General features: G+C 65.2%; 14 protein-coding genes and 2 pseudogenes. 3 read left to right on the forward strand and 13 right to left on the reverse strand.

Annotation, left to right across the window (positions count from 1 at the left end; translation table 11 throughout):
* Positions 1 to 131: 131 nt before the first annotated feature.
* Both ACQVLG_RS25995 and ACQVLG_RS26000 read right to left on the reverse strand, forming a co-directional pair.
* Positions 132 to 620, reverse strand: a complete 489-nt coding sequence (locus ACQVLG_RS25995) for a tetratricopeptide repeat protein (protein ID WP_474291693.1) — start codon at positions 618 to 620, stop codon at positions 132 to 134.
* A complete protein-coding gene (locus tag ACQVLG_RS26000; RefSeq protein ID WP_474291694.1) occupies positions 617 to 2,650 on the reverse strand; it encodes a bifunctional 2',3'-cyclic-nucleotide 2'-phosphodiesterase/3'-nucleotidase in 2,034 nt (677 codons plus the stop codon). Before ACQVLG_RS26000 ends, ACQVLG_RS25995 begins: the two co-directional genes overlap by 4 nt.
* A 202-nt stretch (positions 2,651 to 2,852) precedes the next feature.
* Here ACQVLG_RS26000 and prfB point away from each other — a divergent pair.
* The 3 genes and pseudogenes from prfB (at position 2,853) to lysS (ending at position 6,213) form a co-directional block, all read left to right on the forward strand.
* A pseudogene (prfB, locus tag ACQVLG_RS26005) lies at positions 2,853 to 3,961 on the forward strand (peptide chain release factor 2).
* A gap of 2 nt (positions 3,962 to 3,963) precedes the next feature.
* Positions 3,964 to 4,665 (forward strand): HAD family hydrolase, encoded by a 702-nt coding sequence (locus ACQVLG_RS26010; protein WP_474291695.1) that lies wholly within the window; start codon positions 3,964 to 3,966, stop codon positions 4,663 to 4,665.
* 18 nt (positions 4,666 to 4,683) lie between these two features.
* Positions 4,684 to 6,213 (forward strand): annotated as a pseudogene (gene lysS, locus ACQVLG_RS26015) (lysine--tRNA ligase).
* 72 nt (positions 6,214 to 6,285) lie between these two features.
* Here the strand turns inward: lysS and ACQVLG_RS26020 are convergent.
* From ACQVLG_RS26020 to ACQVLG_RS26070, 11 genes are all read right to left on the reverse strand, one after another.
* On the reverse strand, positions 6,286 to 7,287 hold the full coding sequence (locus tag ACQVLG_RS26020; RefSeq protein ID WP_474291696.1) for a Gfo/Idh/MocA family protein: 1,002 nt from the start codon (positions 7,285 to 7,287) through the stop codon (positions 6,286 to 6,288).
* Positions 7,288 to 7,299: 12 nt separating this feature from the next.
* Positions 7,300 to 7,911 (reverse strand): porin, encoded by a 612-nt coding sequence (locus ACQVLG_RS26025; protein ID WP_474291697.1) that lies wholly within the window; start codon positions 7,909 to 7,911, stop codon positions 7,300 to 7,302.
* Positions 7,908 to 8,321 carry a porin gene (locus ACQVLG_RS26030; RefSeq protein ID WP_474291698.1) on the reverse strand — a complete coding sequence of 138 codons (414 nt, stop codon included), beginning with the start codon at positions 8,319 to 8,321 and terminating at the stop codon, positions 7,908 to 7,910. The genes ACQVLG_RS26025 and ACQVLG_RS26030 overlap by 4 nt, the downstream gene beginning before the upstream one ends.
* Before the next feature lie 33 nt (positions 8,322 to 8,354).
* On the reverse strand, positions 8,355 to 9,314 hold the full coding sequence (locus ACQVLG_RS26035) for a 2-hydroxyacid dehydrogenase (RefSeq protein ID WP_474291699.1): 960 nt from the start codon (positions 9,312 to 9,314) through the stop codon (positions 8,355 to 8,357).
* A gap of 19 nt (positions 9,315 to 9,333) precedes the next feature.
* Positions 9,334 to 10,293, reverse strand: coding sequence for a sugar kinase (locus ACQVLG_RS26040; protein ID WP_474295800.1), 960 nt, complete (start codon positions 10,291 to 10,293; stop codon positions 9,334 to 9,336).
* Between the two features lie 11 nt (positions 10,294 to 10,304).
* A complete protein-coding gene (locus ACQVLG_RS26045) occupies positions 10,305 to 11,054 on the reverse strand; it encodes a sugar phosphate isomerase/epimerase family protein (protein WP_474291700.1) in 750 nt (249 codons plus the stop codon).
* Positions 11,051 to 11,785 (reverse strand): amino acid ABC transporter ATP-binding protein, encoded by a 735-nt coding sequence (locus ACQVLG_RS26050; RefSeq protein ID WP_230539495.1) that lies wholly within the window; start codon positions 11,783 to 11,785, stop codon positions 11,051 to 11,053. Before ACQVLG_RS26050 ends, ACQVLG_RS26045 begins: the two co-directional genes overlap by 4 nt.
* On the reverse strand, positions 11,772 to 12,422 hold the full coding sequence (locus ACQVLG_RS26055) for an amino acid ABC transporter permease (RefSeq protein ID WP_230539494.1): 651 nt from the start codon (positions 12,420 to 12,422) through the stop codon (positions 11,772 to 11,774). Before ACQVLG_RS26055 ends, ACQVLG_RS26050 begins: the two co-directional genes overlap by 14 nt.
* A gap of 1 nt (position 12,423) precedes the next feature.
* Positions 12,424 to 13,116 (reverse strand): amino acid ABC transporter permease, encoded by a 693-nt coding sequence (locus ACQVLG_RS26060; RefSeq protein ID WP_099410165.1) that lies wholly within the window; start codon positions 13,114 to 13,116, stop codon positions 12,424 to 12,426.
* A gap of 90 nt (positions 13,117 to 13,206) precedes the next feature.
* Positions 13,207 to 13,977 carry a transporter substrate-binding domain-containing protein gene (locus tag ACQVLG_RS26065; RefSeq protein ID WP_474291701.1) on the reverse strand — a complete coding sequence of 257 codons (771 nt, stop codon included), beginning with the start codon at positions 13,975 to 13,977 and terminating at the stop codon, positions 13,207 to 13,209.
* Between the two features lie 253 nt (positions 13,978 to 14,230).
* Positions 14,231 to 15,301 (reverse strand): LacI family DNA-binding transcriptional regulator, encoded by a 1,071-nt coding sequence (locus ACQVLG_RS26070; protein WP_474291702.1) that lies wholly within the window; start codon positions 15,299 to 15,301, stop codon positions 14,231 to 14,233.
* Positions 15,302 to 15,304: the final 3 nt, after the last annotated feature.

The following is a 15,304-nucleotide window of genomic DNA, read 5'->3' on the forward strand; positions in this document are numbered from 1 at the left end:
TAACAAATTATTGAAAGAAAATATAAGCAGTAGGAATTACCACGAAGAATTAATATTTCCGATCAAAAACAAACAATTCCTTCAACACATTCCAATTGCACCAGGCCTGCCCCAGGCAGCCGGCCATGCCCTCAAGGCTCGGGCGGACGGTGCCCCATCGCATGCGTGGCCATCTTCAGGTACAGGAACGATTGCTCCTCGCTGTGCGCGTAGCCCATCTGCCCTTCGGCCAGGGCCACGGATTTCTGCTGCAGCGCTTCCGGGTAGTCCAGGTCGCAGGCGGCGTCGAGCCAATGGCGCGCCCGGGCTTCGTCGATATCGGCCAGCATGTTCGCCACGATGAACATGGCCGGCGCCACGCCCCGTTGCGCGGCCAGCTCCAGCCAGCGCAGGGCGGCGGCGCCGTCCTGCGGCCCGCCCATGCCGTTCTTGTGCATCAGGCCCAGGTAATACGCGGCGGGACCGCTGCCCTGCCCCGCCTCCCGTTCGAACAGGATGCGCGCCTGCGGCTGGGCCGCGGCTCCCGCGCGCATCAGGGTCTTGGCCTGGGCCGTGAGATCCTGCCCTGCCGATGCCAGCGGCGATACGGCCAGGGCGACGACGCACAACCATGCCTTCATTTCGACAGGTCCACTTGATACAGCGCAAAGCCCTTGCCCGCGCCATCATCAGGCTTCAGCTGCGTGACGTTGCCGATGCCGGCCGCCCTGGCCAGCTCGATCACGTTCGGCGCCGAATGGAACACTACCGGACCTTTCGTGGCAACCCTGGCGAAGCGCCAGCTGCGCGCCGCGCCGTTTTTCGCCCGCGTCAGGTTTTTTTCTTGCGTCACATAGGCGATCAGCAGTTCGCGGTTGTTGTCGGGCGAGGCCACCACCGTCTTGCTGCCGTCGAGGCCAGGGAAATTGCCGCCGCCGCTGGCGCGGTAGTTATTCGTCGCGATGAGGAACTCCTGGCTGGAATCCACGGGCTTGCCCTTGTAGGTGAGCCCCTGGATGCGCCGGCCCGGCGGCTGCGTGACGTCGATCTGGTAGCGCACGTCGGCGCTGGTGATCGTGTCGAAGTTGTAGCTCGGATGGGCCGTGTTGACCAGTTCCTGCGCTTCCAGCTTGTTCGGGTCGATGGTGTTGAAGCGCCGCGCCGACTGCTCCAGCCAGGCTTTCAGCTCCGCGCCATTCATCTTCACGCCGTACAGCGCGTTCGGATACAGATACAGGTCGGCCGCGTTGTTCAGCGCCACGTTGCCCGCCTTCACGTCCGTGTAGTCGGATACGCCCGCCGAGCCGCTCTTGAACGGCGACGACATCGACAGCACGGGCAAGTGCGCGTACTGCGGCAAATTCGCCTTCACGTAGGCGGCCAGGTAGGCCGATTGCGCCTGGTTCACCACCTCGATGGCACTCACGTCACCCACGTCGGCGAAATATGTCGACATGCGGAAATCCGTGGCGCCGACCGGTGTCTGCACGTAGGCGATGGTGGCCGCGTGCTCCTCGGCCACCAGTGCGGCGATGGCCGCATCAGGCTGTACATAGCTCTTGTCCGCGTTCTGGATGCCCCGTGCTTCCACCGTGGTGGCGCTCTTGTCGACCACCCACTGCTTGCCGTCGTGGCGCAGGCGCAAGCCGATCACGCCCAGGTGCTTGCCCCACAAATTGGCCATCACGGTGGGCACGCCGTTGACCAAGCCACGGGCCTTGTCGACGCCGGGCAGATTAAACTGCGGCACCGTGCTGGCCGCGTTCGGGAACAGCTGGTGCGAGTGGCCGATCAGCATGGCGTCCACGCCCGGCACTTGCGACAGGTAGTAATTGCCGTTTTCCATGGTGGGCGAGTACGGGCTGTCATCGAGACCGCCGTGCGAAATGGCCACCACCAGTTCGGCGCCTTTCGCGCGCATCTCGGGAATGAATTTTTCCGCCGTCTCGCGCACGCCCTGCGTGTAGACGCGGCCTTCCAGCCAGCGCTTGTCCCAGGCCATGATGGTGGGCGGCGCAAAGCTGATGATGCCCACCTTCACGCTGCTGGTCACCGGTTTTCCGTCGGGACCGGTGGCCGTGATCTGCTTGTCGATGATGTGATATGGCGCAAACAGGGGCTTGCCCGTCCTGACGCTGTAGACGTTGGCCAGCACTTGCGGGAACGCGGGACCGGCGCAGCGCGGCTTGCCGGCATCGACGCTGTCGACGTCGAAGCGGTTGCCCGTCACCTGGCTCAAAAACGCCAGGCCGTAGTTGAATTCATGGTTGCCGATGCCGCCGCCGTCCACTTTCAGCAAATTCATGGCCTTGTAGATGGCCAGGGTCTGGTCGCAGGCCAGCGGTTTCACGAGGGCCTGGTAGTCGGCCAGGGCCGTGCCCTGGATGGTGTCGCCGTTGTCGAGCAGCAGATTGTTCGGAAATTGCGCGCGCGCCTGGGCGATCAGCGCCGCCGTGCGTTCCAGGCCGATCGACGGCTCCGCCTGCAGCTTGTAGTAATCATAACTGAGCACGTTCGCGTGCAAGTCCGTCGTCTCCAGCAGGGCCAGGGTGGCGCTGCTGCCGGCCGGCGCGGCCGATGGCGCCGGGGCGGATCCCGTGGCGGCGGGCGGCAAGGCGCCGCAGCCGGCCAGCAGCAGCGGTAACAGGGCGAGACGGGGAAGTTGAAGCATGATGTATTCCTGTGGAAAGACAATATCGCCAGCATCATACGCAGCACGCCAGCCATCTTCAAGGCAAAAATATTGTCGAAAATACAGCAAAATCGGCATTTTATTGCCCCGCGCGGCGGCAATTGCGCCGCGGCGGCAGCGGAAACGCGCCGCGCTCGCGTATAATTCAAGGTTTGATTTCACCATAGAAGACCAGAACATTATGGAAGCCGAACGCATCAATATCATCTCCGCCCTGCTCAACGACCTGACGGTCCGCGAAGCCGAACTTCGGAGGTATCTTTGACTTCACTGTCAAGTCGGAGAAACTAGAGCAAGTCAACGAAGAGCTGGAAGACCCTACCGTCTGGAACGATCCCAAGCGCGCCCAGGACCTCGGCAAGGAGAAGAAAGCGCTGGAAGCCATCGTCTTCACCCTGGCCAAGGCCGATGCCGACCTGCGCGCGCGACACCCGCGACCTGTTCGACATGGCCCGCGAAGAAGGCGATGACGAGACGCTCGAAGCGATCGAGCAGGACGTGCAGGAGATCCGCAAGGTCATCGAAAGCATGGAATTCCGCCGGATGTTCAACAATCCGATGGACCCGAACAACTGCTTCATCGACATCCAGGCCGGCGCCGGCGGCACGGAAGCCCAGGACTGGGCTTCGATGCTGCTGCGCCAGTATCTGCGCTATTGCGAACGCAAGGGTTTTAAAGTTGAAATCCTCGAGCAGTCCGACGGCGAGGTCGCCGGCATCAAGACGGCCACTTTGAAGGTCGAGGGCGATCACGCCTACGGCTTCCTGCGCACGGAAACGGGCGTGCACCGCCTGGTGCGCAAGTCGCCATTCGACTCGGCCAACGGCCGCCATACGTCGTTTACGTCGCTGTTCGTGTATCCGGAAGTCGACGATTCGATCGAGATCGACGTCAACCCGGCCGATATCCGCGTCGATACCTACCGCGCGTCGGGCGCCGGCGGTCAGCACATCAACAAGACCGACTCCGCCGTCCGCATGACCCACGCGCCGACCGGCATCGTGGTGCAGTGCCAGAACGACCGTTCGCAGCACCGCAACCGCGCCGAAGCGATGGAAATGCTGAAAGCGAAACTGTACGAGCATGAACTGCGCAAACGCATGAGCGAACAGCAGAAGCTGGAAGACTCGAAAACGGACGTGGGCTGGGGGCACCAGATCCGCTCCTACGTGCTGGACCAGTCCCGCATCAAGGACTTGCGCACCGGCTTCGAGACGGGCAATACCAAGGGCGTGCTCGATGGCGACATCGACGACTTCATCTCCGCCTCGCTCAAGCAAGGCGTATAAGGATGAACGCCTCCGCTCCAGTACCGGCGCAGCGTGCCTTCCTGTTCGACATGGATGGCACGATCGTCGACAACATGGCCTTCCACACGACATCGTGGCTGGCGTTCTTTGAACGCCACGGCCATGCGCTGGACGCGGACGCCTTTTTCCGCGACACGGCGGGACGGCAGGGGCACGAAATCATCGCCAAGTACCTGGGCGAGGATGCCGACCACGCCACCCTGCTGGCGGAAAAGGAAGTCGTCTACCGCGAACTGTATGGCCCGCACCTGGCGACAGTGCTTGGCTTCGACCGGCTGATCGCCAGCGCGCGCCAGGCTGGCGTCGGGCTGGTGGTGGGCACGGCCGCGCCGGACGAGAACATCGCGTTCACGCTCGACGGCCTGAACCTGCGCCACCGCTTCGACGCCATCGTCGGCGCCGCCGACGTGGAACGGGGCAAGCCGCACCCGGACGTTTTCCTGAAAGGCGCGCTGCTGGCCGGCGCGCTGCCGCAAGACTGCATCGTCTTCGAAGACGCGCCCCTGGGCGTGGAAGCGGCGCGCCGCGCCGGCATGCGCGTCGTGGTGCTCACCACCACCCTGCCGGCCGAGGCCTTTGCCGCCTTCGACAACGTCATTGCCATCGTGCCGGATTTCTCCGCACTCGACGTCGACGCACTGTTTGCCAGCGTGGCGCCAGCGCTGGCGCCACATCATCAATAATCACCAACGAAGAACACCATGACTACGGATATCCAAGAACAAGCCGCCGCCCCCGATGAAAACAAGATCATCGCCGAGCGCCGCGTCAAGCTGGCAGCACTGCGCGAACAAGGCGTCGCCTTCCCGAACGATTTCCGCCCCGAGCACAAGGCGGCCGACCTGCACGCGCAATACGGCGGCAAGACGCGCGAAGAGCTGGAAGCCGAACCTGTCACAGTGGTGCTGGCCGGCCGCATGATGCTCAAGCGCGAAGCAGGCAAAAAAGCCGCTTTCGCCACCTTGCAAGACGCTTCCGGCCCGAAGGCCGACGGCCGCATCCAGATCTACGCCACGCTCGACCTGACGGGCGAAGCGGCCATGGCCGCCCTGCACCACTATGACCTGGGCGACATCCTGGGCGTGACGGGCACCCTGTTCAAGACCAAGACGGACGAACTGACCATCAAGGTCACGGAACTGCGCCTGATCACCAAGTCGCTGCGCCCGCTGCCGGACAAATTCCACGGCCTGGCCGACCAGGAAACCAAGTACCGCCAGCGCTACGTCGACCTGATCATGAACGAAGAGACGCGCCGCACCTTCAAGGCGCGTACCGCCGCCATCTCGTCGATCCGCCGCTTCATGGAAAAGAACGAGTTCATGGAAGTGGAAACGCCGATGCTGCACACGATTCCGGGCGGCGCCGCGGCCAAGCCGTTCATCACGCACCACAATGCGCTCGACATGCAGATGTTCCTGCGCATCGCGCCCGAGCTGTACCTGAAGCGCCGGTCGTGGGCGGCTTCGACCGCGTGTTCGAGATCAACCGCAACTTCCGCAACGAAGGCGTGTCGATCCGTCACAACCCGGAATTCACGATGATGGAATTCTACGCGGCCTACACCGACTACAAATGGCTGATGGATTTCACGGAAGCCGTCATCCGCCAGGCCGCCATCGACGCGCACGGCACCGCCACCCTGACCTACGGCGGCCGCGAGCTGGATCTGGCAAAGCCGTTCCACCGCCTGACCATCGTCGAAGCGATCAACAAGTACGCTCCAGGCTACACCGCCGGGCAGTTGAACGATGCCGAATTCATCAAGGAAGAGCTGAAAAAATTCGGCGTCAAGCCGTTTGCCACGGCCGGCCTGGGCGCGCTGCAACTGGCGCTGTTCGAAGAGACGGCTGAAGCGCAGCTGTGGGAACCGACCTACATCATCGACTATCCCGTCGAAGTGTCGCCACTGGCGCGCGCTTCCGACACGGTGGCCGGCATCACCGAACGCGCTCGAGCTGTTCATGGTGGGCCGCGAAATCGCCAACGGCTTCTCCGAGTTGAACGACGCGGAAGACCAGTCGGCCCGCTTCCTGGCGCAAGTCGCCGCCAAGGACGCCGGTGATGAAGAGGCGATGTTCTACGACGCCGACTACATCCGCGCGCTGGAATACGGCATGCCGCCAGCCGGCGGCTGCGGCATCGGCATCGACCGTTTGATGATGATCATCACGGATTCGCCGAACATCCGCGACGTCCTGCTGTTCCCTCACCTGCGCCGCGAAGAATAATCACGGACGCCAGCCGATAAAAAGCCGCCTGATTTTGCGATCAGGCGGCTTTTTTACTTGTGCGGCATGCCGTCAGCCGGCCAGGGTCACGCGCTGGTGGCTGCGGCTGGCCTGCTGCGCCGCCAATGCCGCCGCCAGCGCGCGCATGCCGTCGTCGCCGGTGGCGGCCGGCTGCCCTTCGCCGCGCATGGCGCGCTGGAAGGCGCGCACCGAGCGCACGTACAGGTTTTCATGCTCGACGGGGATGTCGACGCTGCCGCCGTCGCGCGTCAGGCTGATGCTGCCGACGGGGCGCTGCGTCATCACGCCGGTGGCGAAGATGGTGCCCTTGCTGCCGATGATTTCCACGCCGGACAGCGAATACGGCGCATTGAACGCGTCGTGCACCTGCACCAAAGTGCCGTTATCGAACTCGATGACGGCCATCAGGCCCTCTTCCAGCCCGGCCACCGTCATGCCGCCGCTGGTGGCGCAGGCCGTGACGTGGCGCGGCTCCGAGTCCAGCAGGAAGCGCAGGGTGTCGACGTCGTGCACGAACATGTCGAGCGTGACGCCGCCCGACTCCGGCGCGTCCAGGCGCCAGCCGCGCAGGTGCTGCGGCAGGTTGTTCGCGTGCAGCACGCGGCAATACAGGGGCTGGCCGATCTCGCCCGCGCGTATCAGCTCGCGCACCTTGCCGTGGCTGGCGGCGTTGCGCAGGTGATGGTTAATCCCCAGCACCACGCCCGCTTCGGCGCAGCCGTCGACCATGCGGCGGGCATCCTCCAGGTTCAGCGCCAGCGGTTTTTCGCACAGCACGTGCTTGCCCGCGCGCGCCGCCTGCAAGGTCTGCGCCATGTGCCATTCGTTGGTGGTGCTGATGTACACGGCGTCCGCGCCCGGGTGCGCCAGCGCCGCATCGAGGTCCGTGTAGCTGGCGGCGATGCCGAATTGTTCAGCAAAGGCGGCGCCGCGCACAGCATCGCGGCTGACCACGGCCAGCACCTCGGCGTCGCCCTGCTGGCGGATCGCGTCGACCATCCATTCGCGCGCCACGGTGCTGGCGCCGACCAAAATCCATCCGGTTTTCTTCATTCGAATCTCCAGTTAAAAAGTGTGGCGCAGGCCCAGGTTCCAGGCCTGGTTGCCGGTGCCGTTGTCGGTGGCGTTGCCCACCAGGTAGGCGGCGCCATTGCGGTTGTCGATGTGGGCATAGGCCGCATACAAGGTGCTGCGCTTCGACAGCGCATAGGTGTAGCCGATACCGAGCTGGCTGGCGTCGCCGTTGGCGGCGCGCCGGTCGTCGCGCCGCACGTACGAGAACAGGACGCGGTGCGGGCCAAAAGGCACGGTGGCGCCCAGCATCAGGTCCGCGCTGTCGACCGTGGTGGCGGCGCCCGCCGTGCTCTTGCTGACGGCGACGGCGCCGTGCGCCTTGACGACGCCGAAGTCCCAGGTGGCGCCCAGCACCGTGTTTCTCGCCGTCCCCGCCACCAGCGCGCTTGACAGGGTGTTGGCGTTCTGGTGCGCCATGCGCACATACAGCGGCCCGCTGGCATAGGTGGCCGCCGCCCCCGTGTAGCGCCTGGCCGAAGCGTCGCCCGGCACTTCGCCGAAGCCGTACGCCAGTTCGCCGGAGAGTCCCCCGCGCACGGGCGAGCTGTAGGTGATGCTGTTGTCGACCCGGCTGATGTAGCCGGCCGTGAAGACATTGCTCATCCTGCCCGCAAAACCCAGGTAGACGGGTCCAGCGCGCCCAGGCTGCTATCGATGAAGGTGTACTGTCGGCCCAGGCGCAAGGTGCCCGCCGCACCGGCGAGGCCGACGAAGGCCTGGCGCCCGAACAGCAGGCCGCCCTGGGCCGAAGCGCCCGTATCGGCCAGGATGCCCGCATCCATCGTAAAGATCGCCGTCATGCCGCCGCCCAGGTCTTCGCTACCCTTGAAACCGAGCCGCGAACCGTTGGCGATGCCGCTCGTCAGCTTGAGCACCCTGCCCCCGGGGCCGCCGCTCTCGGACACCACGCCCAGGTCCGCGATGCCGTACATGGCCACGTTCGACTGCGCCGAGCACAGGCCGCCGCAAACGCCCGCGCCGATGATCATTGCCCTTGCTACCTTGTTCTTCATGTCTTGCCCTGTCTTTTTTTGTAAATGCTGTTCTTAGCTGACCAGGTGGCGCGGACGCTCGCCACGCAAACCCGTCAGCAGGTTGTCCACGGCCTGCTGCGCCATGGCGTAGCGCGTTTCGTGCGTGGCCGAGCCGATGTGCGGCAGCGCCACCACATTGGCCATGCCCGGCAGCGGATTGTCCGGCGCCAGCGGTTCGCGCTCGAACACGTCGAGACCGGCGCCGTGGATGGTGCCCTGCTGCAGCGCCTCGATCAGCGCCGCCTCGTCGACGATGCGCCCGCGCGAACCGTTGATGAAGATGGCGCCGGGGCGCATCAGCGCGAACTCGCGCCGGCCCATCATGCGTTCCGTCTGCGCCGTCAGCGGCAGCACCACGCAGACGAAGTCGGAGCCGGCCAGCAGCTCGTCGAGCGCCACCTGGCGCGCGCCCAGCGCCGCTTCCACCTCGGGCACGGCTTCGCCGTTCACGTACAGCACCTGCATGCCGAAGCCCAGCGCGGCGCGGCGGGCGACGGCGCGGCCGATGCGGCCCATGCCCAGCATGCCGATGGTCTTGCCATGCACGTTGACGCCGTACTGGCTTTCGCCCACGCTGCGCGTCCAGCGTCCCGCCTTGACGAATTCGGCCAGTTCGACGACCCTCCGCGCGCTGGCGAGGATCAGCGCGAAGATCGTGTCGGCCGTCGTTTCCGTCAGCACGTCCGGCGTATTGGCCAGCAAAATGCCCCGTTCGCGCAGATAATCGACGTCGAACTGGTCGACGCCCACCGAAATGGTGGAAATGATGCGCAGGTCCAAGGCCGGGTCCAGCAGTTCGCGGTCCAGGCGCACGCTGGCGCCCAGCAAGCCATGCGCGCCACGGATGGCGGCGGCAAACGCGGCGCGGTTGCCCGCGTCGATCGCCTCGAAATACGTCACCTCGCATTCGGCGCGCAGGCGCGCCAGCAGCGGCTCGGCCAGCTTTTTATACACAACCACATGTTTTTTCACGAGTTTTCCCCTGTTCGGTTCAAGATTGGCCCAGCGCATCGAGCTGGGCGCGGGTCGGCAAGCCTTCCATGTCGCCGGCCACCTGGATGGCGAAGGCGCCGACGCGGTTGGCGCGCCGTACCGCCTGCGCCAGCGGCAAGCCTTCCAGCAAGGCGCTGACCAGGCCGGCCGCGAAGCCGTCGCCTGCGCCCACCGTGTCGACCACCTTGTCCACGCGCTCGCCCGGTACCATGCCGCTGTCGCCGTCGGCCGTGCGGTAATAGGCGCCGTCGGCACCCAGCTTGATGACCACCAGCCGCACGCCCTGCTGCAGGTAAAAGCCGGCGATGTCATGCGGCAGGTCGTGGCCGGTGAGGATTTTTCCCTCCCCCAGGCCGGGCAGCACCCAGTCGGCCCTGGCGGCAAGACGGTTGATCTGTTCGACCATGACGGCTTGCGACGGCCACAGCGAGGGCCGCAGGTTCGGATCGAACGACACGGTCCGGCCATGCTCGCGCATGAAGTCGATGGCCTGGCCGGCGAACGCCAGGCTGGTGGCGGACAGCGCCGCCGCCACGCCCGTGGCGTGCAGGTGGCGCGCCGACAGGAAATAGGCGGGGTCGAAGTGCTCGGGCGCCAGCCGGCTGGCGGCGGAACCCTTGCGGAAGTATTCGACCAGCGGGTCGGCGCCGTTTTCAGCCCGGGCCTTGAGCTGGAAGGCGCTGGTCTGGCCGGCGACGGTGACGACCCGGCTGCAATCGACGCCCTCGGCCTGCACGCTGGCGCGGATGAAGCGGCCGAAGGAATCGTCGCCCACGCGGCTCAGCCAGCCGACTTTCAAGCCCAGGCGCGCCAGGCCGATGGCGACATTCGTCTCGGCGCCGGCCAGGCGGCGCGTGAAATGCGCCACGGCCGCCAGGTCGCCCGGTTCCTCGGCAACGAACATCGCCATCGCCTCGCCGTAGGTGACGACGTCGAGCGCATGCGCTCCGTGCATCATTTCGTGTTCCCTCATGCGGCCTCCAGCATCTGGATATAGCGGCCCGTTTCGGCCACCAGGTCGGCGCCCTCGAGCGGGAATTCGATGGCACGCTGCACGCCAGGCGCGAAATGCGCGAAGACGGCGCGCCAGGCCGGATCGGCGTCGTCGGAGACGGCACAGGCGGACAGCCGGCCTCCGTCATCGAGAACGGCCTTGCAGTGCACATAGCGCACGTACGGCGCCAGCAGGCGCGCCGCCTGCTGCGCGTCCTCGCCCACCCAGCGCCAGTTGCCGATGTCGAAGGTCAGCCCCACGGGCAGCCCGATTTCGTGGGCCGCCGCCAGGAAGCGCGCCATCGGTGCCAGCGCGCCGCCGTGAGCCGTCTGGTCGTTTTCCACCAGCAGCGCGACGGGCGCCGCCGCCAGTTGGGTTTTCAAGGCAGGCAAGTCCGGCGCGGCCGGGTAATGGCCCAGCGACACCTTCAGGTAGCGCGCGCCCAGGCGCGCCGCCTCGTCCAGCATCTGCTGCAGCAGCTCTTGCTGCATCCGCCCGTCCGCGTCCCACAATTCGATGGGCGTGGAATACACGGAGTACAGGCCGCGCGCGGCCACCGCCGCGCCCATGCGCGCCAGATCCGGCAAGTCGGAAGTGAACAGCTCGCGGCGGATTTCGATGCCGGCGCCGCCCGCATCGGCCACCACGTCGATGAAATGGCTTTGCCCCAGCTGCCTTACCCTGCTTGCGCCGTAGGCCGACGCCGCCACCAGCACGGGGCTCATTTGATCGCTCCCGCGCCGACGAACTGGCGCGCTTCAGGCGTTTGCGGGTTGCTGAAAAACGCTTCCGACGGCCCGCTTTCCCACACCAATCCCTGGTGCATGAAGACGGTGACGTCGGCCATGCGCCGCGCGAATTCCATCTCGTGCGTCACCAAGAGCATCGTCATGCCGGCCTGCGCCAGTTCTTCCATCACATTGAGCACTTCCTGCGTCAGTTCCGGGTCGAGCGCCGACGTCACTTCGTCGAACAGCATCACCTGCGGCTCCATCGCCAGCGAACGGGCGATCGCCACGCGCTGCTGCTGGCCGCCCGACAACTGCTCGGGATAGGCTTCGCGCTTGTGGTCCAGGCCCACCTGCTTGAGCACGCGCAGCGCCGTGGCGCGGCCCTGGGCGTCGGGCACCTTCTTGACGATGCGCGGCGCCAGCATGACGTTTTCTTCCACGGTCAGGTGGGGGAACAAGTTGTAGCTCTGGAAGACCATGCCGACATCCTTGCGCAAGTCGAGCAAGTGTTCCTGGCGCGCCGTCAGCGTGTGGCCTGCCACGACGATGCTGCCGCTGTCGATGGTTTCCAGGCCATTGATACAGCGCAACATGGTGCTCTTGCCGGAGCCGCTGCGGCCGATCACGGCGATCACCTGGCCCCGCTCGACGGCGAACGAGACGCCCTTGAGCACATGGTTGGCGCCGAAGCTCTTGCTGATATTGTCGATTTCAACGATGGGCATGGAATTTCCTTTCCAGTGAATGGCTGTAGCGCGACAGCGGATAGCACAGCGCGAAGTAGATCAGGGCGACGATGGGGAAGACGATGAACGGCAGGAAGGTCGCGTTGCTGACCAGTTGCCCTGCCCGCGTCAGTTCCACCACGCCGATGATCGAGGTGATCGAAGTGTTCTTGATGATCTGCACCATGAAGCCCACGGTCGGCGGCAGCGAATGGCGCAGCGCCTGCGGCAGGATGACGTAGCGCAGCTGCTGGTAGCGGTTCAGCGCCAGCGCGGCCGATGCTTCCCACTGCTGCCGCTGCACGCCTTCGATGCAGCCGCGCCAGATCTCGCCCAGGTAGGCGCTGGCAAAGATCGTCATCGCCGCGCCTGCCGCGATAATCGGCGACAGCTTGTAGCCGAACAGGGCCAGCCCGTAATATGTCAAAAACAGCACGATCAGCACGGGCGTGCCCTGCACCAGCTGGATGTACAGGGCGCTGATGCAGCGCAGGAGCGGGCTGCGCGCCGTGCGCAGCAGCGCCACGGCGAAGCCGGCGATGCCGCCCGTGATGAAGACGAGCAGCGACAGGCCGATGGTCCAGCGCGTGGCCTCGAGCAGGAATTGCAGGTTATCCCAGGAAAAGTCACTGATCATGTCAAGCTCCCATGCGCGCCGCGCCCAGACGGCGGCGGCGTTTGAAGACGATCTGGCCCAGCACCCAGAAGCCGAAGCGGAACAGCAGGGCCAGCAGGATGTACAGCACCATCACGACGATGTAAATCTCGAAGCTGCGGAAGGTTTCCGCGTCGAGCAGGTGGGCGGCGGCGGTCAGCTCTTCGGCGGAAATGGCCGACACCACGCTTGAAGCGAGCATCATCAAAGTGAACTGGCTGGCCAGCGCCGGATAGACTTTTTCCAGCGCCGGCAGCAGCACCACGTGGCGCATCACCTGCCAGCGCGTCATGCCCAGCGCCTGCGCCGCCTCCAGCTGCGAGGGATGCACGGCGCCGATGCCGGCGCGCACGATTTCCGCCGCGTAGGCGCCCAGGTTGACCGTCATGGCGACGAGCGCCGCGCCGTTGGCATCGAGCTGCAAACCCAGCGACGGCAAGCCGAAGTAGATGATGAACAGCTGCACCAGAAACGGCGTGCTGCGGATGATCTCGACATACGCGCGCACCACGGCGCGGGCATAGGCGGGACCGTTCTTCAGGATGACGGCGGCGCACACGCCCACCGCCAGTCCCAGCACCATCGCCAGGGCGCTCAGGCGTATCGTCAGCGCCGCGCCCCACAACAGGCGGTCCAGCGATTGCATGACGAGTTCGAAATGAAATTCATACGGCATACTCAACTCCTTGTCTGCGTGCCCATCCCCGGCCGCGCCACCATGGCGGCGCGCCGTGCGGACGGGCACTTTCCTATGCGGCTGGCGGTATCAGAAGGTCGGCAGTGCCGGCAGCGGCGCGCCGCTCCACTTGCGCGCGATGGCGTCGAGTTCGCCGTTCAGCTTGACGTAGTAGATGAAGTTGTTGAGCCACTGGTGCAGCTCGAAGTCGCCGCGGCGCACCGCCATCGAATTCGGTTGCAGCGAGTAGGCGAAGCGGACCTCGATCTTGCCCGCGCCGCGCGTCTTGATGATGTCGAGCGCCATCGTGCTGGGAATCGAGACGGCATCGACCTGTTTGCTGAGCAAGGCCTGGGTGACGGTGGCGTCATCCTCGAAACGCACGATATTGGTGCCGGCCGGGGCCATGCGGCTCAGCGCCGTGTCGTTCGTGGTGCCGCGCGTCACGCCCACCTTCTTGCCCTTCAAGTCGGCCAGGGCCTTGAATTTGCCGCCCACCGGCGCGACGATGGCCAGTTCGAACGCGCTGTAGGGCATGGTGAACATCAGGGTCTTGGCCCGTTCCGGCGTGGGCGCAAGGGTCGCCACGAGGAAATCGACCTTGCCCGACTCCAGCGACGGCACGCGCGACGGCGCCGTCAGCGGCACCACTTCCACGGGCAGGTTCAGGTATTTTCCGATCAGGTTGGCGACGTCGACGTCATAGCCGACGGGCGCGCCCTTGGCGTCGATGCTGCCGAACGGCGGCGTACCGCTGACCACGCCGATGGTCAGCTTGCCTTTCTTGATCAGGTCGCCAAGCGTCTGGGCGCCGGCATCGGCGCCGCCGCACCGAGGGCAAACGTTGCTGCTAGTGCGCATGCCAGTACTTTCGAATAGAACAGTGTCGTCATCTTCATGTTTCCGTCTCCTGTGATCCCGGTTCCGGCCTCGTCGAGGCACTTCCGGGAATATTGTCAAATGGACGATTCAGATCGTCTCTTGCCGTGTCCTGCCAACTTCCTGCCAACTTCCTGCCATTGCCCTGCCTGACTCCCCCCTTTTCCGTATGAGCACACTTTATGAAACCGGTTCCATAACTTATCCAAAAAAAAGGGCAAGGCCCTCTTTCCCGTCAAGCGCCGCCGCCCTTGTCCGCTTTCCCGCCCTGGGTGGAATTGCGCACAATCAACTTACCCGGCAACAACACCTCGCGCGGCGGGCATTGCTCGCCCTGCAGGCGCGACAGCATGCACGTCATCGCCGTAAAGCCGATTTCATAGGTCTGCTGCTCGATCGTGCTCAGGCCCGCCAGCGGCGACCACGGCAATTCGTCAAAGCCCAGCAAGCCCACGTCCTGCGGCATGCGCAATTCGAGGCGCTGCAGCATCAGCGCCAGTTCCAGCGCCACCATGCCGTTCGAGGCCAGCAGCGCCACGCGGCGGCCGCGCCACTGCGCCAGGCATAGACGCACCTGCGCGTCGATGGAGGGCCGGTCGTCCAGGTCCACCGCCAGCACTGCGCCCACGCAGCCCGGATGCTCGGCCATCACGGCCTGGAAACCTTCGGCGCGCATCAGCCGCGAGCTGACGCCCGTCAAGGGCGGCGCAATGAAGGCGATGGCGTCGAAACCCTGTTCGATCAGATGCGCGGTGGCCAGCCGGCCCGCCTGCACATTGTCCAGGCCCACCAGATCGAAATCGGCGCCCTCGATGCGGCGGTCGACCAGCACGATGGGCATGTCCGCCTGCTGCAAGTCGGACGATTCGATGTTGCGCCCCTGCGTGTTGACGATCAGCCCTTCCACGCTGTACGAGCGCAGCGCGGCCAGCGACTGGCGTTCGCGCTGTTCGTCATTGCCGGTATTACATAAAATCAATGTATAGCCATGTTGCTGGCAAGCCGCTTCCACGCCTTGCAGCACGGCCACGGTGTAGGGATTGAGCATGTCGGCCACGACCATGCCGATCAGGCGCGTGCGTCCCCGCTTGAGGCCGCGCGCCATCTGGTTCGGCTGGTAGCCGAGGCGCGCGATGGTGCTGGTGATCTGCTGGCGGATGTTTTCCGACAGAGCATCGAGTTCGCCGCCGAGAAAGCGCGACACGCTCGTCTTCGACACGCCCGCCTCGCGCGCCACCTGGGCGATGGTCACGGGCCGGGCCGATTCGCCGGAGACCGTTTTTTTACTGCCGCGTACTGAATCCAAGGG

The organism is Janthinobacterium sp. TPC_1 (assembly GCF_056037845.1).

Excerpts from the sequence above, each read along its gene's own strand:
- ACQVLG_RS25995 (WP_474291693.1), bottom strand. The coding sequence starts at position 620 with ATGAAGGCATGGTTGTGCGTCGTCGCCCTGGCCGTATCGCCGCTGGCA.
- ACQVLG_RS26000 (WP_474291694.1), bottom strand. The coding sequence starts at position 2,650 with ATGCTTCAACTTCCCCGTCTCGCCCTGTTACCGCTGCTGCTGGCCGGC.
- ACQVLG_RS26010 (WP_474291695.1), top strand. The coding sequence starts at position 3,964 with ATGAACGCCTCCGCTCCAGTACCGGCGCAGCGTGCCTTCCTGTTCGAC.
- ACQVLG_RS26020 (WP_474291696.1), bottom strand. The coding sequence starts at position 7,287 with ATGAAGAAAACCGGATGGATTTTGGTCGGCGCCAGCACCGTGGCGCGC.
- ACQVLG_RS26025 (WP_474291697.1), bottom strand. The coding sequence starts at position 7,911 with ATGAGCAATGTCTTCACGGCCGGCTACATCAGCCGGGTCGACAACAGC.
- ACQVLG_RS26030 (WP_474291698.1), bottom strand. The coding sequence starts at position 8,321 with ATGAAGAACAAGGTAGCAAGGGCAATGATCATCGGCGCGGGCGTTTGC.
- ACQVLG_RS26040 (WP_474295800.1), bottom strand. The coding sequence starts at position 10,293 with ATGATGCACGGAGCGCATGCGCTCGACGTCGTCACCTACGGCGAGGCG.
- ACQVLG_RS26045 (WP_474291700.1), bottom strand. The coding sequence starts at position 11,054 with ATGAGCCCCGTGCTGGTGGCGGCGTCGGCCTACGGCGCAAGCAGGGTA.
- ACQVLG_RS26050 (WP_230539495.1), bottom strand. The coding sequence starts at position 11,785 with ATGCCCATCGTTGAAATCGACAATATCAGCAAGAGCTTCGGCGCCAAC.
- ACQVLG_RS26055 (WP_230539494.1), bottom strand. The coding sequence starts at position 12,422 with ATGATCAGTGACTTTTCCTGGGATAACCTGCAATTCCTGCTCGAGGCC.
- ACQVLG_RS26060 (WP_099410165.1), bottom strand. The coding sequence starts at position 13,116 with ATGCCGTATGAATTTCATTTCGAACTCGTCATGCAATCGCTGGACCGC.
- ACQVLG_RS26065 (WP_474291701.1), bottom strand. The coding sequence starts at position 13,977 with ATGCGCACTAGCAGCAACGTTTGCCCTCGGTGCGGCGGCGCCGATGCC.